The organism is Rhodococcus sp. AG1013, assembly GCF_003350365.1.
Classification (GTDB): Bacteria; Actinomycetota; Actinomycetes; order Mycobacteriales; family Mycobacteriaceae; genus Prescottella.
On record NZ_QQAT01000016.1, the window covers coordinates 74,973 to 95,795 of the forward strand.

Consider the following 20,823-nt stretch of genomic DNA (forward strand, 5'->3'; position numbering starts at 1 on the left):
ACTTATATGTCGTTTGGTCGAATTGATTCGACTGGTCCCATTTATCCGAAATAGGAAAAGCTCCGCACCTTGCGGTGCGGAGCCTTTCCGTCGACGGTGGTTGCTAGCCGCGCAGCAGCTTCTCGAGCTCCTCGAGGACCGAGGGATCCTCGATCGTGGACGGCACGGTGTACTCGGCGTTGTCGGCGATCTGACGCATCGTCTTGCGCAGGATCTTGCCGGAGCGGGTCTTCGGCAGCGCCTGCACGACGGTGACGTCGCGGAACGTGGCGACGGCGCCGATCTGCTCGCGCACCATCGCGACCAGTTCCTTGCGCAGCACCTCGTCGTCGATCTCCACACCCGCCTTGAGTACGACGTAGCCGCTGGGGCGCTGGCCCTTGAGCTCGTCGTGGATGCCGATGACGGCGCACTCGGCAACCGCCGGGTGCCCGGCGACCACGGCCTCCATGCTGCCCGTCGAAAGCCGGTGCCCGGCAACGTTGATGACGTCGTCGCTGCGGCCGAGGACGAAGACATAGCCGTCCTCGTCGATGTAGCCGGAGTCGCCCGTGAGGTAGTACCCGTCGAACGTCGACAGGTACGACTTCACGTACCGGTCCTCGTCGCGCCACAGCCCGGCCAGGGTGCCCGGGGGCAGCGGCAGGGCGATCACGATGTTGCCCTCGGTGCCGGCCGAGACGGGGGCGCCCTCGCCGTCGACGATGCCCACCCGGTAGCCGGGGACGGGCACGGTGGGGGAGCCGGCCTTGATCGGCATCGGTTCCAGCCCACGCATGTTCGCGCAGATCGCCCAGCCGGTCTCGGTCTGCCACCAGTGGTCGATCACCGGGACACCGAGCTTCTCGGTGGCCCACACGTACGTGTCGGGGTCGAGGCGCTCGCCGGCCGCGAACAGCGTCGTCATCGACGAGATGTCGTACTTGGCAAGCTCGTTCGCATCCGGGTCGGCCTTGCGGATGGCGCGGATCGCGGTGGGGGCAGTGAACAGCGCGGAGACGTTGTGCTCCTGGACGACTCGCCAGAACGCGCCGGCGTCGGGCGTGCCGACGGGCTTGCCCTCGTACATCACCGTGGTCGCACCCGCGAGCAGCGGCGCGTAGACGATGTAGGAGTGGCCCACGACCCAGCCGACGTCGGACGCGGTCCACATGACCTGGCCGGGACCGATGTCGTAGATGTTGCGCATCGACCACGTCAGCGCGACGGCGTGACCACCGTTGTCCCGGACGACGCCCTTGGGCTTTCCGGTGGTGCCGGAGGTGTAGAGGATGTACAGCGGGTCCGTGGCCGCAACGGAGACCGGCGCGGCATCGGTTGCGTCGGCGGCAAGTTCGTCCCAGTCGAACCACGCCGCGCCGCGGTCGCGGTAGTCGGCGGCCGAGCCGGGGATCGTCTCGCGGTTCTTGACGATGACGGTGTGCGGCGGGTGCGCCGACATCCCCAGCGCCTGATCGACCATCGGCAGGTACTCGATGGTGCGGCCGGGTTCGAGGCCGCCCGAGGCGGTGACCAGCACGACGGGCTGGGCGTCGTCGATGCGGGTGGCGAGCTCCTTCGCGGCGAAGCCGCCGAACACGACCGAGTGGACGGCGCCGATGCGCGCGCACGCCAGCATCGCGATCGCGGCCTCGGGGATCATCGGCATGTAGATGATGACGCGGTCGCCGGCGACGACACCCTGCTCGGCGAGCACACCCGCGAAGCGCGCGACCTCCGCCAGCAGTTCGGCATAGGTGTACGTGCGCTGGGCCGGAACCATGGCCGAGTCGTAGATCAGAGCGGCCTGGTCGCCGCGGCCGTCGCGCACGTGCCGGTCGAGCGCGTTGAAGCACGTGTTGAGGGCGGCGTCCGGGAACCAGCGGTACGCGGGCGCGTTCGAGTCGTCGAGGGCACGGGTCGGCGCGGCGTCCCACTCGACGGTGTCGGCGGCGGCGAGCCAGAACTTCTCCGGCTGCTCCACGCTCTGGCGGAAGGCCTCGGCGTACGCGCCTGTTGCGTGCTCGGCTGGGCTCATCGATTCGTGTCCTCTCGGTAACTGACCACGCATCTGTGATGCACACAACACATTATTCGACCGGTGGTCGTTCGACGTGTCGGTCCGCCCTCCGTGGGTTCGGCGTGCGCCGGACGGTGGGGAACGGTCGGTGAACGGCATGGACGGTTGTCCGAGTCACCGTCGGCGCAGGCTCCGGTAGTGCGCGCGCAGGTCGGTGTCGAGATGCTCGGTCGCGTAGCTCAGCGCGGTCGCGCCCATGGCGGCGGCGTGCTCGTCGAGGAATCCGGTGAGCAGGACGCGGTCCACCCGCTTGCCCACCTCCCGCAACATCCACCCGGTCGCCTTCTGCGTCAGGTCGCGCCGATCCCCGAGGACGCGGGCCGCCAGCGCGAGGGTGGTCGACGCGTCACCGTTGCGGATGAATCCGAACGTCGTCAGCAGCGCAACCCGGCGGCGCCACAGGTCCTCGTCGGTTCCCAGCTCGAAGACGAGATCGCGAGGACGGTCGTACAGCCAGTCGCCGAGGATGTACGGGGCGGACTGGTCCACCAGGTCCCAGTTGTTCACCCGTCCCCGTCGGACCGCCGCGAGATAGCTGTCCGCGATCCGTCCCCGCGCGGCGTCGTCCCGCGTGCGAACCGCGCTCGCCCGGCCGAACTGTTCGACCAGGATCAGCAGGCCCGCGAGGCGGTGCTCGTGGACGGGGGAGTCGAGCAGGACGTCGACCTCGGTGAGCGGGAGTGCGGCGAACTGCTTCGCGAGCTTGCGGATCGCGGGCACCCGCACCCCGATGAAGACGTCGCCCTCGCCGTACTCACCGGGGCCGGTCTTGAAGAACCGCTGGAGGTGCTGCGCGTCGCCCGCGTCGGCGTTCTCGGCCAGCGCGTCGGCCACCTGGGAGACATCGGGCATGGTCGGACCCTGCCACATCCGGGATCCGTACGGTGGAGCCATGACGCTCATCGCCGAAGATCTGCTGCTGTTGCTGCTCGACGACGAGTCCGGCACCCCGCTCGTGGACGGCACGAAACTGCCCCGCGTGCTCGCCGGCGCCGTGCTGCTCGAGCTCGCCCTCGACGGCTACGTCACGCCCGCCGAGGCGGGGGAGGACGTCAAGAAGGGTCGCCTGGCCGTGCGACTCGACGGGACCCCCGACGATCCGATCCTCGCTCGCACCCTCGACGTGATCCGCGATGCCGGCCGGCCGATGAAGCCCGAGACCGTGATCGAGAAGCTCGACGCCGAACTGCGGATCGCGGTGTTCGAGCGGGTGATCGGCCGCGGCTGGGTTCGCGAGAGCCGCCGCAAGGTTCTCGGGATCTTCCCCACGAAGACATGGCCGCCGGTCGACGAGAGCCACGAGCGTGCGGTCCGGGACCAGCTGTCCGGCGTTCTGATCGAGGGCCTGGACCCCGGTCCCCGCACCGCCGCGCTGGTCTCGTTGCTGTCCGCCGTCGACGCCGCGGCCAAGGCGTTCCCCGACGCCGATCGCAAGGCGATCCGCAAGCGTGCCAAGGATATTGCGGACGGCGAATGGGCGGGAGCCGCGGTGCGCAAGGCCGTCGACGCGATCAACACCGCCGTCATGGTGGCCGTCATCGTGCCGGCGGCCATGATCGGCAGTTCCTGACCCCTGCCGGCCGGGTTCAGCTGCCGAACGGCCACAGCGCCACCCCGTCGATGTTCGCGACGTCGGGCGTTCAGGTCACTCGCGTCCGGCCGAGATCCACTGCGGTCCATTGAAGGTGAGATTTCTGCCGCCTGCGGCCATGTCGGCCGCACCGGCGAGGCGCGTCAGCTGTTCGTCGGACAGCGATATCGACAGCGACGCGGCATTCTCGTCGATCCGTGTCGCTCGCCGAGTTCCTGGGATCGGTACGACGGGTATCCCCATCCGCGTGCCGCGGGAGTAGAGCCAGGCCAGGGCAGTCTGCGCCGGCGTTGCGTCAATCTCGTCGGCGATCGACCGGACGATGGTGACGACCGCTTGGTTCGCCTCGAAGTTCTGATCGAATCGCGGCTGTCCGGCGCGCATGGAGTTCGCGACGGACTCCCTCGTCAGCGTGCCGGTGAGAAATCCCCGACCCAGCGGAGAGTACGGAACGAATCCCGCCCCGACCTCGATCGCCGCAGGTACCACGTGCCGTTCCACATCACGCGACCAGACGCTCCACTCGCTCTGAACTGCGGCCACCGGATGTACAGCCGCCGCTGCGCGTAACTCGTCGCCGGTCACTTCCGACAGACCGATGTGTCGAATCTTGCCGTCGCGGACGAGTTCGGCCATAGCGCCGACCGTTTCCTCGATCGGTCGGTCGAGTTCGCGGCGGTGCATGTAGTACAGGTCGATGACATCGGTTCCCAGCCGCCGCAGCGACGCTTCGCAAGCCGACTTCACGTAGTCGCGATCGCCACGGATCGAGTTGCCGCCCGCGCTGCCCCCGACCGTGCCGGTGATTCCGAACTTCGTCGCCAGCCGCACCTCGTCGCGCCGGTGCCGCAGCACTTCTGCGATGAGTTCCTCGTTGGTTCCGGCGGGCCCCTCGGCCCCCGGGCGGGGTTCACCGTACACATCGGCCGTGTCGATGAAGGAGATCCCGATGTCGATGGCGTGGTTGATGGTTTGCAGGGCTTCTGCCGGATCCGACCGGCCGTAGACATGGCTGAATGCCATGGCTCCGAGGCCCATTCGGCTAACGGAGAGACCATCACCGAGTTCCACGGTTGATACGACATCAGGATTGGTGGGGGAGTGTTCTGTCATGCCGGTTGACCTTGTCTCTCGCGGATGGAGGTATCGGTAATCGGGGTGTCGTCGCAGTCGAGGCCGTCCGCTATGAGTCCGCGGTAATGGCGGATCTTGTCGTCGACGGCAGCGAGGTCCTCGCGCAGCTCGGCGAGCTGACTCGCCACTCGCGCGCGGTGTTCCTCCAGCAATGCCATGCGCCGGCCGTGACTTGCGGCCCCCTCTCCGTACATCGCGAGGAACCGGCGGACCTCCGCCACCGGCATGCCCGTGCGTTTGAGCCGGACGATGAGCTGGATGATCCGAATGGATGCATCGTCGTATCGGCGTCGTCCGTCGGTGCCACGCGCAACGCGTGGAATGAGACCCTCGCGCTCGTACCAGCGAAGCGTGTCCTGCGTGAGACCTGTGACCTCTGCTACAGATGCGATTCCCAGTGAAGCGGTCATGATTGCGACGCTAGGCGCTGGAGTGCACTCCAACGCAAAGTTTGCCGATCTCGTATCACCGTTATCCCGGCCTCGGCGAGGCTGTCGAGGGCACGCTCGTGTGCTTCGGTCGAGGTTCCTGCGCATGCGTCCGCGACGACACTCGTGCGGTACCCGCGCCGACGGGCGGCGCGCGCGGCGAGTTCGACACCGTGATCTGTCGCGATCCCCGTGACCACGACTTGGGTAATGCCGAGAAGTTCGAGGTTCGTGTCGACATCCGGGTTGTCGAACACATCGCGGTGATACTTGCTGAGAACGATGTCGCCGGCGGCCGGAGTCAGTTCGGGATGGAACGATGCCCCGTACCCGGCAGGGTCTGCGCGCAAGGTGTCTGCCGCGTCGAGGCTCAGGTACCGGGTGCAGAAGACCCGAGCGCCCGCACGTCGGAGTTCGGCGCGGACCGAGGCGGCCCGGTGGACCGCCGAGCCGCCCGCCACGGATTCGATGATCCAGTGCTGGAAGTCGATCTCCAGGAGCGCGGTGGGCGGGAGGATTGGGTGCATACCCGGACACTAGAAGCTGGAGTGGACTCCAGCACAACCGATTACGTCCGGGTCCGTGAGTGACCATCCTCCGTTCGACCGCTCCTGCGCGTGCGATCGGGGCCGGATGCCTAGATCTTCACCAACATCTTCCCGATGTTTGCGCCGCGCATGAGCTGGAGGAAGGCGTCGACGGAGTTGTCGATGCCGTCGACGACGGTCTCCTCGAACACCACGTCGCCGGATGCCAGCCAGGGGCCCATCTTGGCGGCGAACTCGGGGAAGAAGTGGGTGTAGTTGCCGAGCGTGAAGCCCTGCAGGGTCAGTCCGCGGGTGATGATGTTGGCCATGTTGTCGGGACCGGGGGTGCGCTCGGTCGCGTTGTAGGCCGCAATGGCGCCGCACAGCGCGGCCCGGCCGCCGCCCCGCATCACGTCGAGGGCGGCCTCGAGGTGGTCGCCGCCGACGTTGTCGAAGTAGACGTCGATGCCGTCCCCGGCGATCTCTCGCAGCTGGTCCCGCACGGGCGCCTGCTTGTAGTCGAACGCCGCGCTGTATCCGTAGCGGTCGGTGAGCAGCTCCACCTTCTCGGCGGTCCCCGCGGAACCGATCACCCGGGCGGCGCCCTCGAGTCGGGCGATCTGCCCGGCGGCCGTGCCCACGGCGCCCGCGGCGCCGGAGATGAACACGGACTCGCCCGGCTTCAGGTGGGCGATGTGCATCAGCCCGACGTATGCGGTCAATCCGGTCAGCCCGAGGATGCCGAGGTACGCGGAGACCGGAACCCCCGGAATCTCCTCCACGACACGGAAGCTCGCGGCATCACCCTGGGCGACGTCGCGCCAGCCGAAATCGTGCACGACGACGGATCCGACGGGGTGGGCGGGCGACGTCGACTCGACGATCCGGCCCACCGCGCCACCGGTCATCGTCTCGCCCAGGGCGAACGGCGGCACGTACGACTTCACATCGTTCATCCGGCCGCGCATGTACGGATCGACGGAGAGGAACTCGTTGGCCACCCGCACCTGGTTGGGAGCGAGGTCGGGCAGTTCGACGGTCACAGTCCGGAAGTTGTCGGGCGTGGGCCATCCCGTCGGGCGGGCGGTGAGCTGGATCTGGGTGCTGGTCGACATGGGTCTGTCCCTTCGGGGGTGTGCGGGGTTCAGAGGATCAGTCCGAGCGTGAGGAGAACGACGGCGAGGAGGGGGAGGGTGCCCTGTGTGATCGCCGCCCGGGCCTTGTCCGGCGACGACAGCAGCAGCACGAGCGCCGCGAGGAACATGGATCCGGTTCCGGCGAACACGAGTGCCGATCCGACCGCGGTCGCGCCGATCAGCACGCCGACGATGCCGGCGGCCGTGACGATCGCCAGGAACAGGTTGTAGAAGCCCTGATTGAAGGCGAGTTCCTTGGTCGCGACGGCCTCCTCGGCGCTGGTGCCGAACGTCGCGCGGGTGCGCGGGGCGGTCCAGCGCATGGATTCGAGGAAGAAGATGTAGACGTGCAGCGCGCCGGCGAGTGCGGCGAGAATCAGTCCCGCGACGACCATGGTCACTCCTCCTTATTTTGAACTGATCGTTTCAATATATACTGCAATGGTCGTTCCATAACGAGAAGTGGGGGTCGTCATGCCGCGGACGCAGGAGTTCGACACCGACACGGTGGTCGGTCGGGCACGGGACCTCTTCTGGGACAGGGGGTTCGGGGAGACGTCCGTTCCGGACCTCGAGCGGGCCACGGGCTTGAATCGGTCGAGCCTGTACAACGCCTTCGGTAGCAAGCGCGGTCTGTTCGACGCCGCCGTGCAGGACTACCTGGACCGCGTCGTGCGCCCGCGACTGCGGATCCTCACCGACGAGCCCACCGCCCCGGACGCCGCGACGCGGTACTACTGCGGTGTCGTCGAGGCGCTCGAATCCCTGCCCGACGACTACCCGGGCCGCGGCTGCCTGCTCCTCAACAGCGCCGCCGGCTTCGCCGCGCACGACGACGCCCAGCGGGCGGTGGTCGACGCCTACCGATCGGAGTTGGCCGCGGCGCTGGCCCACGCGCTGCGCGCCCTCGACCCCGGCACCCCGGCCGACCGGATCGTGCATCGCACCCGACTCCTGACTTCGCTGTCGATCAGTGCGCTCCTGCTCTCCCGCGTCAATCGGGACGAGGCCGCGGCCCTCGCACGGACCGCACTGGACCAGTTGGCGGAGTGGTCCGCGGCACGGAGCTAGTGGAACCGTCCCGTCGTCACTTCCTGGTGGCCGAGACCATCCACCGTCGGCGGGACCGTTCGAACGGAGCAGCTTCAGCCACTCCTCGCGGCTGAGGGGCTGTCCTGGAAGATCGGCGCATCGTCCATTACCGACGCGAAGTCGACGGTGGTGACGGTGGCCCCGAGCGCGCTGCCCCCGGCGGAGAGATCACCGACACGGGTCATCAGTGCGTCGACGTCCTCGTCCGTGAGATACATCAGCAGGCCCTCGAGGACCTACGCGGTCGGGACGTCGTCGCGGAATCCGGCGTCGTGGAGGGCGGCGGGCCAGCCGTCGCGCAGGTCGATCGGGATCGGCACCCGGGTCGCATTCTCGTTCGGCGCGGCGTCGCTCACGACCGAGGCCTTGAACTCGAGCATGTCCGCGGTGTCGAGTTCGTAGACGGTCACGGGCGCCGGCCAGCGCAGCCGGAAGGCCTGTGTGTCGAGCCCGGCGCCGAGAAACACCAGCGGACCGCAGCCGCCGGCGACGGACTCGATCACGAAGTCGTCGAACAGCCGGTCCTCGCGCTGGCTCTCCAGCGCTCTCGCCGCGGCGACGAACACCGCCGTCGCGCCGAGGCCTCGAGGTTGATTCATGGTGTCCCCTTCCTCGTTCCCCGTTTCACGGTCCCGAGCGGGTGTTCGCCTCCAGTGTCCTCCGGGTCGACCCCGAGGGAGTCAGCTCGCGGGCAACCCCAGCGTGCGGTAGCGGGCGACCCGGGCCGCAATCCGGTCGTCTCCCGACATTCCGCCCAGCGCGACGAGTTCACGCGCGATCGCCGCCCCGACACGCCTCGAGAACTCGACCGGTTCGAGCGCGGCGTCCGGGCGCTCGGGGATGACGCCGTCGACGACACCGTCGCGCAGCAGGTCCCGCGCCCGAATGCCCTGAGCCGCCGCCATCTGCGGCGCGTGGCTGGTGTCGCGATGGACGATCGCGCTCGCACCCTCCGGGGGAAGCGGTGCGAGCCAGCCGTTCTGGGCGGCGAGGACGCGGTCGGCCGGGAGCAGCGCGAGTGCGCCGCCGCCGGTGCCCTGCCCGAGCAGCACCGAGACGGTGGGGGTGCGCAGGGTGACGAGATCGGAGATGCACCGCGCGATCTCCGGTGCCAGGCCGCGCTCCTCGGCCTCCTTCGACAGCGCCGCGCCGAGCGTGTCGATCACCAGCACCAGCGGCAACCGCAGTTCGGCCGCCATCCGCATGCCGCGGCGGGCCTCGCGCAGCGCGGCCGGGCCCATCGTGTTCAGGGCCGACTGGCCGGCGCGGTCCTGCCCGAACAGCACACACGGCTGACCCTGGAAACGGGCGAGTGACAGTAGGACCGTCGAATCGACCTCGCCCTGTCCGGTGCCGCTCAGCGGTACCCGGGTGGAAGTGGCGTGACGGACCAGCTCGCGAATGCCGGGGCGGTCGGCGCGGCGCGAGATCATGACGGACTGCCACGCCGGGACGTCCGGAACATCCTGTTCTGCAACAGGATCGGTACTCGTATCGAGTGGGTCGGCCGGATCCACCAGCACATGTAGCGCGCGCTCGACGAGGTCCCGCAACTGCGTCGTCGACGCGACACCGTCGATCACGCCGTTGCGGTACAGGTTCTCCGACGTCTGCACCCCCTCCGGGAACTTCTCGCCGTAGAGGGCCTCGTAGACGCGGGGACCGAGGAACCCGACCAGGGCGCCGGGTTCGGCGATGGTGACGTGCCCGAGCGACCCCCACGACGCGAACACGCCACCGGTCGTCGGGTTCCGCAGATACACGAGGTAGGGCAGGTGCGCGGCCTTGTGTGCCGCGATGGCCGCCGCGATCTTCACCATCTGCACGAAGGCCAGCGTGCCCTCCTGCATCCGGGTACCGCCGGAGGTCGGCGACGCGAGCAGCGGCAGCCCCTCCGCGGTGGCCCGCTCGATCGCGGTGACGATCCGCTCGGACGCCGCCACCCCGATGGAGCCCGCGAGGAACGCGAACTCGCACGCGATCACCGCGACCCGACGACCACCGAGCGTGGCGGTGCCGGTGATCACGGACTCGTCGGTGCCCGACTTCACTGCGGCGGCGTCGAGTTCGGCCCGATACTTCGGATCGGGCGAGACGTCGATCGGGACGGTGTCCCACGAGACGAAGCTGTCGGCGTCGAACACCTGGCCGATCAGTTCACGAGCCGAGATCTTCTTGGGGGCCACGGATCTTCCTCCACTTCGTTACGAAGCGGCCGCCGCCGCTCGAGGAGCGGCGGCGGCCGTCACGGCTCCAGACTAGTTACCGGGCGAGGGCCTCACGCCACGAGACCGTCTTGCCCATCCGCAGGATCGACCGCTGATAGATGCGGGCGGCGAGGGCCGACATCGCCACGGTGACGACGAGCATCAGCGCGATCGTGCCGGCGATCTGCGCGGGAGACGCGACGCCCGCGGCGATGCGCAGCGGCATCAGGATCGCGGAGAACGGCGGAATCCAGCTGAGCACGTTCGACAGCGTGCCGTCCGGATCCTGCACGGCGGTGAACGCGGAGAAGAACATCGCCATCACGAGGATGGTCAGCGGCATCGCCGTGGAATTGACGTCCTCCTGACGCGAGACCATCGATCCGGTCGCGGCGTAGAGCACCGCGAAGAACGCGAACCCGAGCACGAACCAGCCGAGCGTGCCGGCCAGTGTGCCCCACGCGGTGCCGCCCAGCGTCAGTGCTCCGGTCGCGACGCCCGTGCCGACACCCGCGACGCCGTACGCCGTCAGCTGCGCGAGCCCGACTGCACCGATGCCGATCACCTTGCCCCACAACAGCTGCAGCGGACGCAGCGTGGACAGCAGCAACTCGACGACGCGGGACGACTTCTCCTCGACCACGCCCATTGCGACGTACATGCCGAACACCAGGATCTGCATGTAGAGCAGGAAGACGACGGCGGTCGAGAGCGCGATGCGCTGTCCGCGCTCGGGGTCCGGCGGATCGATCGCTTCCACGGTGACGACGGCGCCCTCGGTGGCCGCGGCGAGCTGTGTGGCGTCCACGCCCTGGGCGGCCAGCGCTGCCGACTGGGCCTGCGTCGCGACGGCGGCGTCGAGCACGACCCGCAGCGACGAGTCGATCTCGGACTCGGTGATCGCGGTGACGCCGTTGTCGGCGCCGGGAATCAGTGCGACGTCGAGGTCGCCGCTCTCCACCTGGCTGCGGGCGGTCTGCTCGTCGGCGATCTCGGTCACCTCGACCGGGTTACCGGCTGCGTCCCCGGTCGCGACCAGGGCCGCGCTCAGCGACTGGTCGCCCACGAGTCCGACCTTCGCGCGGTCGTCGTCGTCGCCTCCCGAGAAGAGCGACACGGCGAGGATGCCGCCGACGATGGCGATGAGGATGATCGCGTTGCTGATGACGAAGCTCTTCTTCGACACCTGCGTCAGGAATTCACGGCGGGCGACCAGCGCGATCGCGCGGGCCGGGCTGATTCCTCCCCGCTCTCGAGTGCCGCTCATGCGGACACCACCTCTCGGAACAGGTCGGTCAGGGACGGCTTGCGGACGGTGAACTCGTGCACCGGTCCGGTCTTCAGAGCGGCGTCGAGGACGGCCTGGTCGTCGGCGCCCGCGCCGAGGGAGAGCAGGGTCCGCCCCTCGGTATGGCTCACGGTGGTGACGCCGAAGAGATGGTCGGCCCATCCGGGCGGCGCCGCGGGGGCGTGGACCTCGAGTCGGACATCGCCCCGGCCGCGCAGTTCGTCGACGGTTCCGATCGTGCTCATCCGACCCTTGGCGACGATCCCGACCCGGTCGCACAGGCGCTGCACGAGGTCCAGCTGGTGGCTCGAGAAGATCACCGGGACACCGGTTTTCGCCTTCTCGATCAGGACGTTGCTCATGACGTCGACGGCGACCGGGTCCAGCCCGGAGAACGGCTCGTCGAGGATCAGCACCGCGGGATCGTGGACGAGCGCGGCCGCGAGCTGCACGCGCTGCTGGTTGCCCAGGCTCAGCGAGTCGACGGTGTCGTTCACGCGCTCGGCGATGCCGAGGCGCTCGGTCCACCGGCGCACCGAATCGGCGGCGTCGGCGCGGGACAGCCCGTGCAGCTCCGCGAAGTACGCGAGCTGGCGGCCCACCTTCATCTTCGGGTAGAGGCCACGTTCCTCGGGCATGTAGCCGATCGAGCGCCGCACCTCGAGATCGACGGGCTTGCCGCCGAGGCGGACCTCGCCGCTGTCGGCCGCGAGGACTCCGAGCGCAATCCGCATCGTGGTGGTCTTGCCGGCACCGTTGCTGCCGACGAACCCGAAGATCTCGCCCGGGCGGACCTCGAAGCTCAGGCCCTCGAGGGCCACGAGATCGCCGTAGCGTTTCGAGATCCCGTCGAAGGTGAGGGTCTGTCCGGTCATTCGGGCTCCAGATGGTCGTCGGGATCGGGGTCGGGGCGGGTCCACGCCAGGATCATCGCGGGTACACAGGCGCCGATGATGAGCGTCGTGAGGACGAAGAGTCCGCTGGCGTAGATGAAGTTGGGGCGATCGATGCCGAGGTCGAGTGCTCCGCCGATGATCAGGAACATCGCCGGCACGAAGGTCAGGACCTGCGTCACCGTGAGTCCGATCGAGCGGGCGCTGTCGCGTTGCGCGATCTCCCACTCGTCGAGAGCGTCACGCGGGGCGTCGCCCTGGCGGCCGGAGACGATCTGCAGGGTCGTCCACACCGTGATGAACAACGCTCCGGCCGGCAGCCACAGCAGCGGACCGATCCGCATGTTCGTCAGGCAGACGACGCCCACCGCGAGCATGCACACGAAGATCACGGCCAGCAGCGCGACGAGTGCGCGCCGCCGACGCTGTGTCCGCCAGCTCGGCAGCCAGTTCTTGAACTGTTCCTCGTTGCGCAGGAAGCGGCGGGTGCGGAAGGCCTGATAGCGCTCGAGCATGCCGGCGTCAGGCATGGCTCTCTCCTTCTCGGGCTCGATCGTTTCGGTACAGCTCGGCGCTGAGTGGTCCGAACTCCGTTCGCGAGAACACGGCCTCCACCGGAAGCTCGAACACCGCGCAGATTCGCAACGCCAGGTCGAGGCTGGGGTAGTGGTCGCCCCGCTCGAGCGCGCCGACGGTCTGAGGGTTCACCTCGATCAGTTCGGCGAGTCGAGCCCGACTGATCTTGCGCTCGGCGCGCAGCACGGCGATGCGGTTGTGGATGGGGAGGTTGGCCCCACGTCGCACCGGACTCATGCAACAGATTGTTGGGAAAACCCAACAACCTGTCAAATCGAGCGAACAGTCCGTGGTGCACCGGGGCCGGCCGATACGACGACCTGTAGTAACCTCGGGGCATGCGTATCGGCCCAGGTGAGGAGCTCGCACGTCAAGTGCGTGGCGTCGCCGTCGCCGGGTCCGCAATCGCTCTGGCGATCGGTGCGCACGGAATCGCCGGTGGCGGCGCCCCGCACGGCGTGACCCTGTTGCTGCTCGCCGGTGTCGCCACGGTGCTGGCCGCGTGTGTGGTTGCGGTGCCCGCCCTCGCCGTCCGGCGGATGTGGCTCGTGCCCGTCCTGGCCACCGGTCAGGTGCTCTCCCATACGGCGTTGTCGCTGGGCGACGCGCACGCCGGGGCTCACTCGGGTTCACACCTGACGGTGCCGATGCTGCTCGCGCACTCCGTCGCTGTCGTGCTGTGTGCGGCCCTCATCGCGGGTGCCGAACGCATCGGCCCCCGCGCCTACGCCGCGCTGCGCCGCATCGTGCCGCGGATACTCGCCGCCCTGCCGGTCCGGCTCGAGCCGGCGTCTCCGCATGTCGTCACCGACATCCGCCCGCCCCTGTCGGTGGTGCGCGTCGGTCCCATCGCGCGCCGCGGACCACCCGTCTTCTGCTGATCGCTTCACCTCACTTCACCGCGTCACGGCCGTCTCGCGCCATCGACGCGTGTCCTCCCACACCCTGCGGGCCGCGCCCGCGCGCCTGACGACTGCCGCGCGCCCGCACACGAAAGGCACAGATTCATGAAGGCATTCACCCGCGCCCGCACCCTCGCGATCGGCGTGGCGGTCGCTGCCGGCCTCGTTCTCACCGGCTGCAGCAGCGACTCGGACGACTCGAAGTCGAGCGGTACCGACACCGCGGCGATCGCGCTGCAGGACTCGTGGGTCAAGGCGGCCGACACGGGCATGACCGCACTGTTCGGCACCATCGTCAACAACTCCGACAACCCGGTCAACCTCACCAAGGTCACCACGACGGCATCGCCGCGCGTCGAACTGCACGAGATGGCGCCCGACGGCACCGGCGCGATGAAGATGCGCGAGAAGGACGGCGGCGTGACGGTGGCGGCACACAGCACGTACGAGCTCAAGCCGGGAGCCGACCACATCATGCTGTTCGACCTGCCCGCACCGGTCCAGGCCGGCACCGACGTCCCGTTCACGTTCGAGTTCGCCGACGGTGCCACCGCCCAGTTCACGGCGCAGGTCCGTGACTTCACCGGCGCCCGCGAGGAGTACAGCGGTGGCGACCACGGTGCGGCGCCCGCGGAAACCCAGGGGATGAACCACGGTGGCTGATATCAGCCGCCGTCGGCTGCTCGGGGCCGGTGCCGTCGCTGTCGGCGGCGTCGGCCTCGGCCTCGGGGCGGGCGCCGTTGTCGCCCGCCCCGCCAGGGCCGAAGCCGTCTCGCCGGTGGTCCCGTTCCACGGGGAACACCAGGCGGGCATCGAGACGACGCCGCAGGCGCACACCACGTTCGTCGGACTCGACCTGCGTCCCGGCACCGACCGGGCCGCGCTGGTCCGGATGATGCGGGTGTGGACCGACGACGCGGCCCGGCTCACCGCGGGGCGCGGCGCACTCGCCGACACCGAGCCCGGCCTCGCGACGGCACCGGCGCGGCTCACCGTCACCGTCGGATTCGGCCCGGGCGCGTTCCGGGCCGCGGGACTCGAGGATCGGCGGCCGTCGTGGTGCAAGCCGTTGCCGCCGTACGAGATCGACCGACTCGAGGAGCGGTGGAACGACGGAGACATCCTGCTGCAGGTGGGCTCGGACGATCCGGTCACCGTCGCCCACACGCTGCGGGTGCTGCTCAAGGCTGCCCGCAACACCGCGACGGTGCGCTGGGTGCAGCGCGGGTTCCGCCGCGCCCGCGGCAGCGAACCGGACGGCACCACGATGCGGAATCTGATGGGGCAGGTGGACGGCACCGTCAACCCGCAGGCAGGCAGCGACGACTTCGCGCAGGTGGTGTGGAACGACGGTGCGGAGCAGCCGTGGCTGGCCGGCGGGACGTCGGTGGTGATCCGGCGCATCCACCTCGACCTCGACGGGTGGGACGAACTCGACGGTCCCGGCCGTGACGTGGTGATGGGCCGACGGATGTCCGACGGCTCGCCGCTCACCGGTGAATCCGAGCACGACACACCCGATTTCGAGGCCACCGGACCTGGCGGGCTCACGATCATCTCCGAGTTCTCGCACATCGCTCGGGCCCGTCCCGTCGACCCGCGGGAGCGCTTCCACCGCCGGGCGTACAACTACGACGAGGCGCCGGATGGTGTCGGAGTCTCCGACTCGGGGCTGATCTTCGTGGCCTACCAGGCCGACGTCGACGCCCAGTACCTGCCGGTGCAACAGCGCCTCGCCGAGTTGGACATGTTCAACCAGTGGTCGACGCCGATCGGGTCCGCGGTGTTCGCGATCCTGCCGGGATGCCGTGAGGGCGAGTACCTGGGGCAGGTTCTGCTGGGCTGACGCCCAGTCGGTGGCCGGCTCAGCTCTCGCTGAGTCGGCCGCCGTCCATCCGCCACCGTCGGGTGCTGCGCGTCGACTCCAGCATCCGCCGGTCGTGGGTGACCAACAGCAGTGTGCCGGTGAAGGATTCCATCGCCTGCTCGAGCTGTTCGATCGCCGGCAGGTCGAGGTGATTGGTGGGTTCGTCGAGGACCAGGAGGTTCACGCCCCGAGCCTGTAGCAGCGCGAGGGCCGCACGGGTACGTTCGCCCGGCGACAGCGACGACGCGGGCCGCAGCACGTGGTGCCCCTTGAGGCCGAACTTGGCGAGCAGGGTGCGGACCTCGGCCTCGGGCCAGTCCGGGACCTGCGCACCGAACGCGTCGGACAGCACCTCGTCGCCCTCGAAAAGTCCACGTGCCTGGTCGATCTCGCCGACCGCGACACCCGATCCCAGGGTTGCCGTGCCCTCGTCCGGGGCGAGCTTGCCGAGGAGGACGCTCAGCAGCGTCGACTTGCCGGATCCGTTGGGGCCGGTGATGAGGATGCGGTCACCCCAGTCGACCTGTGCAGTGACCGGGCCGAACGTGAAGCCGTCGCGTCGGACCACGGCGCCACTCATCGTTGCCACCACCGCACCGCTACGCGGCGCGGCGGCGATCTCCATCCGTAGTTCCCACTCCTTGCGGGGCTCCTCCACCACGTCGAGTCGTTCGATCCGGCGCTGGGTCTGACGGGCCTTGGCGGCCTGCTTCTCGGTGGATTCCGCGCGGGCCTTGCGTCCCATCTTGTCGGAGTCGCCGCCCTTGGCCTTGCGGCGGGCGTTGCGGACACCGTGCTCGAGCCAGTTGCGCTGCATCTGCGCGCGATCCTCGAGCGCGGAGAGGTTGCCTGCGTACTCGTCGAACGCCTCGCGGGCGTGACGGCGAGCCACCTCCCGTTCCACCAGATAGGCCTCGTAGCCGCCGTCGTACACCGCGATCTGCTGCTGCGCGAGATCCAGTTCGACGATGCCGGTCACGGTGCGCGCCAGGAACTCTCGATCGTGGCTCACCACCACCAGCGCGGTCCGGGTTTCGGCGACGAACTGTTCCAGCTGCTCGAGGCCGGGCAGGTCCAGGTCGTTGGTGGGCTCGTCGAGCAGCAGCACGTCGTAGCGGGACAGCAGCAGCGACGCCAGCCCGGCGCGGGCGGCCTGGCCGCCCGACAGGTCCGTCATGTGGGCGTCGCCGGTGACGTCCAGGCCGAGGTCGGAGAGCACCTTCTCGGCGCGCTCGGCGAGGTCGGCACCGCCGAGGGCGAGCCAGCGGTCGAGGGCGGGGGAGTAGAGGTCCTCACCGCCGTCCGCGAGCGACTCGGCGGCGGCGTTCATCGTGGACTCGGCGGCGGTGACGCCCGTCCGGCGCCCCAGGAATTCGAGCACCGTCTCACCGGCGATCCGGTCCGGTTCCTGTGCGAGGTATCCGACCGTGGCGTCCGGCGGGCTGAGCGTGACGGTTCCCTCGACGTCGGCGCTCCCGACCCCGGCGAGTGTGGTCAACAGCGTCGACTTGCCGGCTCCGTTTGCGCCGACGAGTCCGATCACGTCGCCGGGCGCGACGGTGAGATCGAGGTCGGTGAAGAGGGTGCGCTCGCCCCGAGATGCGGACAGGCCGGAGATGCGCAGTGTTGCAGTCACGTGGGAATTATCCCCGGTGGCGGGGTGCCATCGCGGGCCGGTACCGACTCGGGCACGCTGTCCGCACCAGTTCCGCGATTTCGCCGCGAAACAGCTACATAACGTCCTAGCATGAAACGTAATGAGTGAGCGTACGCAGCGGGTGGGTCGACCGCGGGACCCCGGCAAGGATCACGCGGTGCTGGTCGCTGCCCGTCGTCTGCTCGCGGACGTCGGCTACCAGCAGACGACCATTGCCGCGATCGTGCGCCGGGCGCAGGTCAGTGCGCCCGCGATCTATCGGCGCTGGCCCACCCGGGAGGCGCTGATCGAGGAGGCCGTGCACGGCCCCGGCCGGTACGACCTGCCCGCGGACACCGGGGATCTGCGTGCGGACCTGGCGACCTGGGCGCGGGCGTTCCTGGTGCGTGCGGCCAGTCCTGCCGCGCGGGCCGGAGTCCCGGGGTTGCTGTCCGACATGCAGGCGGACGCGGACCGCAGCCGTCTGCTCGCCCGGCAGGCACCGGTCCGCGATGCGTTCGTCGCGCGACTCGACCGGGCCGCCCAGACCGGCGAAGTCCCCGGACCGGTCGATGCGTCGATCCTCTTCGAGATCCTCACCGGCGCGACGTCGATCCGCGGCCTCACCCAGGGCTACGTGGACGCCGAGGCGTTCGTGGAGTCCCTCACCGACGCCCTGTACACACTCGCGTGCCGCGGGGTCGCGGCCGCGTCCGAGACGAAAGCGAGTCACTCGTGAAGATCGACGTGCAACTGGACGGGCGGCCCGAACATGCCGCCCAGCGAGCGCGGGAACTGGTCGACCTCGGGGTCGACGGTCTGTTCACGTTCGAGGGCGCGCACGACGTCTTCGTGCCGCTGGTCGCCGCCGCGTCGGTGGTGGAGGCCGACCTGATGACGAACGTCGCGATCGCGTTGCCGCGCAGTCCGATGCACCTGGCGAACACCGCCTACGATCTGCAGCTGCTGAGCCGAGGACGGTTCCGGCTCGGTCTCGGCTCCCAGATTCGCCCCCACATCGAGAAGCGGTACGGCTCGCAGTGGTCTCGCCCCGCCGCTCGGATGCGCGAGACGGTACTCGCGATCAAGGCGATCTTCGATGCGTGGGAAGGGAATTCGCGCCTGCGCTTCGAGGGCGAGTTCACGACGCACACGTTGATGCCGCCCACCTTCGATCCCGGGCCCAACCCGTACGGCCCACCGCCGGTCTGTCTCGGTGCCCTGGGCCCGATCATGACCCGCACCGCCGCAGAGGTGGCCGACGGCCTGCTCGTGATGCCGTTCAACAGCGTCCGGCACTTTCAGGAACGGACCCTACCCGCTGTCGAGGAGGGGCTCGCCCGCGGCGGCCGCACCCGCGCGGACCTCGCGATCTATCCGCAGATCATCGTGGGCGTCGGGCGCACCCCGGACGAACTCGCCGCGGCCTCGCTCGGGGTGCGCGGACTCCTGGCGTTCTACGGTTCCACGCCTGCGTACCGGCCGGTGCTCGAGGTGGAGGGCTGGGCGGACCTGCAGCCCGAGCTGAACGTGCTGTCCAAGCGGGGAGAGTTCGCCGCGATGCGCGACCTGATCGACGACAAGATGCTCGCGACCCTCGCGGTGCACGGTACCCCGGAGGAATGCGCGGCCGAGATCGTCGCGCGCTTCGGTGACCACAGCGACCGGGTGTGCTGCTACTTCCCCGGGTACGACGTCGACGACCGGCACATCGCCGACCTCGTCGCGGCGGTCAAGGCGCTGACGTCGTGAGCGACGTCCTGGTCGAGATCGTCGACGGCGTCGCGGTTCTCACGCTCGACCGGCCGCAGCAGCGCAACGCGTTCACCGGGGCCATGGGACGCACGCTCGGCGATCTCTACCGCGCCCTGGACGCCGACGACGACGTCCGAGTCCTGGTGCTCACCGGAACCCCGCCGGCGTTCTGTGCCGGGGCCGACCTCACCGCCGGCACGGACACCTTCGCCGCACCCACCCACGACGGGTTCTCCGCGTCGCCGGTGAACCCGCCGGCCTTCGACCTCCGCAAACCGGTGATCGCCGCGGTGAACGGCCACGCCATCGGTATCGGCCTCACCCTCGCGATGCAGGCCGACATCCGCATCGTGGCCGACGACGCCAAGTACGCGATCCCGCAGGTGCGGCGGGGGGTGGTCCCGGATGCGATGTCGCACTGGACCGTTCCGCGTGCGGCCGGGATGGCCGCGGCCGCCGAGATCCTGCTGACCGGGCGCACCTTCGACGGCCCGGAGGCGGTGCGGCTGGGAATCGCGAGCCGATCCCTGCCCGCCGACGAGGTGCTCCCCGCGGCGCTGGCGATGGCGCGGGACATCGCCACCAACGTCGCACCGATGTCGGCGGCGCTGTCGAAGCGACTGCTGTGGGACACCGCGCGGTACGGATTCTCCCCGGAACGGGTGGCCGAGTTCGAGACCGAGCTCCACCACCGCGTGATGGGCAGCGCCGACGCGTCCGAGGGTGTGCGCGCATTTCTCGACCGGCGCGACCCGGACTGGTCCGCGCGCGTGTCGACCGACTGGAAGGAACTGCCTTGGGAATGAACGGTTTCGGGCCCGATACCACGACCGACGAGGTCCTCGCCGGGATCGACCTGCGCGGGCGAACCGCGGTGGTGACCGGTGCGACCAGCGGGCTCGGCACGGAGACCGCCCGTGCGCTGGCGGCCTCCGGTGCAGCAGTGATCCTGGCGGCCCGCGACGGTACCGCGGCGGCAGCCGTCGCCGATCGGATCCGAGGCGAGATCCCGGACGCCGAACTGCATGCCGTCGCCGTCGATCTGGCCGACGTGCGCACTGTCCGAGCGGCGGCCCGGCGCATCGACGAGATCGGGAAGCCCCTGGATCTGCTGCTCAACAACGCCGGGGTGATGTACACGCCGTTCGGGCGCACCGCCGACGGGTTCGAGCTGCAGTTCGGCACCAATCACCTGGGCCACTTCCTGCTGACCACCCTGTTGTTGCCACACTTGCAGGACGGGGCTCGACGCTCGGGGACACCCGCCCGGGTGGTGACGGTGTCGTCCGACGCGCACCGGGCCCACGCCGTCGATCTGGGGGACCCGAACTTCGTGGAGCGTCCCTACGACAAGTTCGTCGCGTACGCACAGTCCAAGGCCGCCAACGTCCTCATGACCGTCGAACTCCAGCATCGCTACGCAGACAGTGGTATCCAGGCGTTCGCGGTGCACCCGGGGGTGTGCGCGACGGGTCTGTCGCGGTACATGTCCCGCGACGACTTCGCGGAGATGAAGCGGATGAGTGCCGGAAAGCCCGGCCTGCTCGCGAATCTCAAATCGATCCCGGCCGCGGCGGCCACCTCGGTGTGGGCCGCGACGTCCGCCGACCTGGACGGCGCGGGCGGGGCGTACCTCGCCGACTGCGGCATCGGCCGGGCGTCGGCCCATGCCGCCGACCCGGTCACCGCGGCCGCGCTGTGGGAGCTGTCGGAACGCCTGACGGCCCGCTGA

The 20,823-nt window shown here is 69.4% G+C and carries 24 protein-coding genes; 9 read left to right on the forward strand and 15 right to left on the reverse strand.

Translation table 11 applies throughout. The features are described 5' to 3' along the window. Positions 1–103: 103 nt before the first annotated feature. Positions 104–2,017 carry a propionyl-CoA synthetase gene (locus DEU38_RS18995; RefSeq protein WP_114722945.1) on the reverse strand — a complete coding sequence of 638 codons (1,914 nt, stop codon included), beginning with the start codon at positions 2,015–2,017 and terminating at the stop codon, positions 104–106. 156 nt (positions 2,018–2,173) lie between these two features. Next, positions 2,174–2,911: a DNA alkylation repair protein gene (locus tag DEU38_RS19000; protein ID WP_114723014.1), complete on the reverse strand. Its 738-nt coding sequence runs from the start codon at positions 2,909–2,911 to the stop codon at positions 2,174–2,176. A gap of 40 nt (positions 2,912–2,951) precedes the next feature. Between DEU38_RS19000 and DEU38_RS19005 the strand changes: the two genes are divergently transcribed. Then, complete coding sequence (locus tag DEU38_RS19005) at positions 2,952–3,629, forward strand: GPP34 family phosphoprotein (protein WP_114722946.1); 678 nt, start codon at positions 2,952–2,954, stop codon at positions 3,627–3,629. Between the two features lie 75 nt (positions 3,630–3,704). Here DEU38_RS19005 and DEU38_RS19010 read toward each other — a convergent pair whose 3' ends face one another. The 5 genes from DEU38_RS19010 to DEU38_RS19030 form a co-directional block, all read right to left on the reverse strand. Then, positions 3,705–4,763 (reverse strand): aldo/keto reductase, encoded by a 1,059-nt coding sequence (locus DEU38_RS19010; protein ID WP_114722947.1) that lies wholly within the window; start codon positions 4,761–4,763, stop codon positions 3,705–3,707. Continuing rightward, positions 4,760–5,194, reverse strand: a complete 435-nt coding sequence (locus DEU38_RS19015) for a MerR family transcriptional regulator (RefSeq protein WP_114722948.1) — start codon at positions 5,192–5,194, stop codon at positions 4,760–4,762. Before DEU38_RS19015 ends, DEU38_RS19010 begins: the two co-directional genes overlap by 4 nt. After that, the gene (locus tag DEU38_RS19020) at positions 5,191–5,739 is read right to left on the reverse strand and encodes a cysteine hydrolase family protein (protein WP_114722949.1); all 549 of its coding nucleotides are present in this window, start codon (positions 5,737–5,739) and stop codon (positions 5,191–5,193) included. Before DEU38_RS19020 ends, DEU38_RS19015 begins: the two co-directional genes overlap by 4 nt. 110 nt (positions 5,740–5,849) lie before the next feature. Continuing rightward, entirely contained in the window at positions 5,850–6,854 is a 1,005-nt protein-coding gene (locus tag DEU38_RS19025) for an NADP-dependent oxidoreductase (RefSeq protein WP_114722950.1), read from the reverse strand. Between the two features lie 29 nt (positions 6,855–6,883). Beyond that, positions 6,884–7,270, reverse strand: a complete 387-nt coding sequence (locus tag DEU38_RS19030) for a DUF1304 domain-containing protein (RefSeq protein WP_114722951.1) — start codon at positions 7,268–7,270, stop codon at positions 6,884–6,886. Between the two features lie 79 nt (positions 7,271–7,349). Between DEU38_RS19030 and DEU38_RS19035 the strand changes: the two genes are divergently transcribed. After that, positions 7,350–7,946: a TetR/AcrR family transcriptional regulator gene (locus DEU38_RS19035; protein WP_114723015.1), complete on the forward strand. Its 597-nt coding sequence runs from the start codon at positions 7,350–7,352 to the stop codon at positions 7,944–7,946. Positions 7,947–8,020: 74 nt separating this feature from the next. Here the strand turns inward: DEU38_RS19035 and DEU38_RS28590 are convergent, their stop codons facing one another. From DEU38_RS28590 to DEU38_RS19065, 7 genes are all read right to left on the reverse strand, one after another. Then, positions 8,021–8,185, reverse strand: coding sequence for a hypothetical protein (locus DEU38_RS28590; protein ID WP_181818849.1), 165 nt, complete (start codon positions 8,183–8,185; stop codon positions 8,021–8,023). 18 nt (positions 8,186–8,203) lie between these two features. Next, the gene (locus DEU38_RS19040; RefSeq protein WP_114722952.1) at positions 8,204–8,566 is read right to left on the reverse strand and encodes an SAM-dependent methyltransferase; all 363 of its coding nucleotides are present in this window, start codon (positions 8,564–8,566) and stop codon (positions 8,204–8,206) included. An 81-nt stretch (positions 8,567–8,647) separates the two neighbouring features. After that, complete coding sequence (locus DEU38_RS19045) at positions 8,648–10,153, reverse strand: carboxyl transferase domain-containing protein (RefSeq protein ID WP_114722953.1); 1,506 nt, start codon at positions 10,151–10,153, stop codon at positions 8,648–8,650. A gap of 76 nt (positions 10,154–10,229) precedes the next feature. After that, on the reverse strand, positions 10,230–11,441 hold the full coding sequence (locus DEU38_RS19050; RefSeq protein ID WP_114722954.1) for an ABC transporter permease: 1,212 nt from the start codon (positions 11,439–11,441) through the stop codon (positions 10,230–10,232). Beyond that, positions 11,438–12,337: an ABC transporter ATP-binding protein gene (locus tag DEU38_RS19055; protein WP_114722955.1), complete on the reverse strand. Its 900-nt coding sequence runs from the start codon at positions 12,335–12,337 to the stop codon at positions 11,438–11,440. Before DEU38_RS19055 ends, DEU38_RS19050 begins: the two co-directional genes overlap by 4 nt. After that, the gene (locus DEU38_RS19060; protein ID WP_114722956.1) at positions 12,334–12,885 is read right to left on the reverse strand and encodes a hypothetical protein; all 552 of its coding nucleotides are present in this window, start codon (positions 12,883–12,885) and stop codon (positions 12,334–12,336) included. The genes DEU38_RS19055 and DEU38_RS19060 overlap by 4 nt, the downstream gene beginning before the upstream one ends. Then, positions 12,878–13,168, reverse strand: a complete 291-nt coding sequence (locus DEU38_RS19065; RefSeq protein WP_114722957.1) for a helix-turn-helix transcriptional regulator — start codon at positions 13,166–13,168, stop codon at positions 12,878–12,880. Before DEU38_RS19065 ends, DEU38_RS19060 begins: the two co-directional genes overlap by 8 nt. Before the next feature lie 101 nt (positions 13,169–13,269). Here DEU38_RS19065 and DEU38_RS19070 point away from each other — a divergent pair, with 101 nt between their 5' ends. The 3 genes from DEU38_RS19070 to DEU38_RS19080 all read left to right on the forward strand — a co-directional run bounded on the left by DEU38_RS19070 (position 13,270) and on the right by DEU38_RS19080 (position 15,679). After that, a complete protein-coding gene (locus DEU38_RS19070; RefSeq protein ID WP_114722958.1) occupies positions 13,270–13,812 on the forward strand; it encodes a hypothetical protein in 543 nt (180 codons plus the stop codon). A 126-nt stretch (positions 13,813–13,938) separates the two neighbouring features. Further along, positions 13,939–14,496 (forward strand): copper chaperone PCu(A)C, encoded by a 558-nt coding sequence (locus DEU38_RS19075; protein ID WP_114722959.1) that lies wholly within the window; start codon positions 13,939–13,941, stop codon positions 14,494–14,496. Then, positions 14,489–15,679, forward strand: a complete 1,191-nt coding sequence (locus DEU38_RS19080; protein ID WP_114722960.1) for a Dyp-type peroxidase — start codon at positions 14,489–14,491, stop codon at positions 15,677–15,679. The genes DEU38_RS19075 and DEU38_RS19080 overlap by 8 nt, the downstream gene beginning before the upstream one ends. 19 nt (positions 15,680–15,698) lie before the next feature. On the opposite strand, the gene DEU38_RS19085 is transcribed toward DEU38_RS19080, so the two are convergent. After that, positions 15,699–17,336 (reverse strand): ABC-F family ATP-binding cassette domain-containing protein, encoded by a 1,638-nt coding sequence (locus DEU38_RS19085; RefSeq protein ID WP_114722961.1) that lies wholly within the window; start codon positions 17,334–17,336, stop codon positions 15,699–15,701. A 121-nt stretch (positions 17,337–17,457) separates the two neighbouring features. On the opposite strand from DEU38_RS19085, the gene DEU38_RS19090 reads away from it, so the two are divergent. From DEU38_RS19090 to DEU38_RS19105, 4 genes are read left to right on the forward strand one after another with little or no spacing between them, the layout of a single operon-like run. Then, complete coding sequence (locus tag DEU38_RS19090; RefSeq protein ID WP_114722962.1) at positions 17,458–18,075, forward strand: TetR/AcrR family transcriptional regulator; 618 nt, start codon at positions 17,458–17,460, stop codon at positions 18,073–18,075. Beyond that, a complete protein-coding gene (locus DEU38_RS19095; protein ID WP_114722963.1) occupies positions 18,072–19,088 on the forward strand; it encodes a TIGR03617 family F420-dependent LLM class oxidoreductase in 1,017 nt (338 codons plus the stop codon). Before DEU38_RS19090 ends, DEU38_RS19095 begins: the two co-directional genes overlap by 4 nt. Continuing rightward, on the forward strand, positions 19,085–19,897 hold the full coding sequence (locus DEU38_RS19100; RefSeq protein ID WP_114722964.1) for an enoyl-CoA hydratase/isomerase family protein: 813 nt from the start codon (positions 19,085–19,087) through the stop codon (positions 19,895–19,897). The genes DEU38_RS19095 and DEU38_RS19100 overlap by 4 nt, the downstream gene beginning before the upstream one ends. After that, positions 19,894–20,823 (forward strand): SDR family NAD(P)-dependent oxidoreductase, encoded by a 930-nt coding sequence (locus DEU38_RS19105; RefSeq protein WP_114722965.1) that lies wholly within the window; start codon positions 19,894–19,896, stop codon positions 20,821–20,823. Before DEU38_RS19100 ends, DEU38_RS19105 begins: the two co-directional genes overlap by 4 nt.

Coding starts and splice junctions, on each gene's coding strand:
- DEU38_RS18995 (WP_114722945.1), bottom strand. CDS start 2,017: ATGAGCCCAGCCGAGCACGCAACAGGCGCGTACGCCGAGGCCTTCCGC.
- DEU38_RS19000 (WP_114723014.1), bottom strand. CDS start 2,911: ATGCCCGATGTCTCCCAGGTGGCCGACGCGCTGGCCGAGAACGCCGAC.
- DEU38_RS19005 (WP_114722946.1), top strand. CDS start 2,952: ATGACGCTCATCGCCGAAGATCTGCTGCTGTTGCTGCTCGACGACGAG.
- DEU38_RS19010 (WP_114722947.1), bottom strand. CDS start 4,763: ATGACAGAACACTCCCCCACCAATCCTGATGTCGTATCAACCGTGGAA.
- DEU38_RS19015 (WP_114722948.1), bottom strand. CDS start 5,194: ATGACCGCTTCACTGGGAATCGCATCTGTAGCAGAGGTCACAGGTCTC.
- DEU38_RS19020 (WP_114722949.1), bottom strand. CDS start 5,739: ATGCACCCAATCCTCCCGCCCACCGCGCTCCTGGAGATCGACTTCCAG.
- DEU38_RS19025 (WP_114722950.1), bottom strand. CDS start 6,854: ATGTCGACCAGCACCCAGATCCAGCTCACCGCCCGCCCGACGGGATGG.
- DEU38_RS19030 (WP_114722951.1), bottom strand. CDS start 7,270: ATGGTCGTCGCGGGACTGATTCTCGCCGCACTCGCCGGCGCGCTGCAC.
- DEU38_RS19035 (WP_114723015.1), top strand. CDS start 7,350: ATGCCGCGGACGCAGGAGTTCGACACCGACACGGTGGTCGGTCGGGCA.
- DEU38_RS28590 (WP_181818849.1), bottom strand. CDS start 8,185: ATGTATCTCACGGACGAGGACGTCGACGCACTGATGACCCGTGTCGGT.
- DEU38_RS19040 (WP_114722952.1), bottom strand. CDS start 8,566: ATGAATCAACCTCGAGGCCTCGGCGCGACGGCGGTGTTCGTCGCCGCG.
- DEU38_RS19050 (WP_114722954.1), bottom strand. CDS start 11,441: ATGAGCGGCACTCGAGAGCGGGGAGGAATCAGCCCGGCCCGCGCGATC.
- DEU38_RS19055 (WP_114722955.1), bottom strand. CDS start 12,337: ATGACCGGACAGACCCTCACCTTCGACGGGATCTCGAAACGCTACGGC.
- DEU38_RS19060 (WP_114722956.1), bottom strand. CDS start 12,885: ATGCCTGACGCCGGCATGCTCGAGCGCTATCAGGCCTTCCGCACCCGC.
- DEU38_RS19065 (WP_114722957.1), bottom strand. CDS start 13,168: ATGAGTCCGGTGCGACGTGGGGCCAACCTCCCCATCCACAACCGCATC.
- DEU38_RS19070 (WP_114722958.1), top strand. CDS start 13,270: ATGCGTATCGGCCCAGGTGAGGAGCTCGCACGTCAAGTGCGTGGCGTC.
- DEU38_RS19075 (WP_114722959.1), top strand. CDS start 13,939: ATGAAGGCATTCACCCGCGCCCGCACCCTCGCGATCGGCGTGGCGGTC.
- DEU38_RS19090 (WP_114722962.1), top strand. CDS start 17,458: ATGAGTGAGCGTACGCAGCGGGTGGGTCGACCGCGGGACCCCGGCAAG.
- DEU38_RS19105 (WP_114722965.1), top strand. CDS start 19,894: ATGAACGGTTTCGGGCCCGATACCACGACCGACGAGGTCCTCGCCGGG.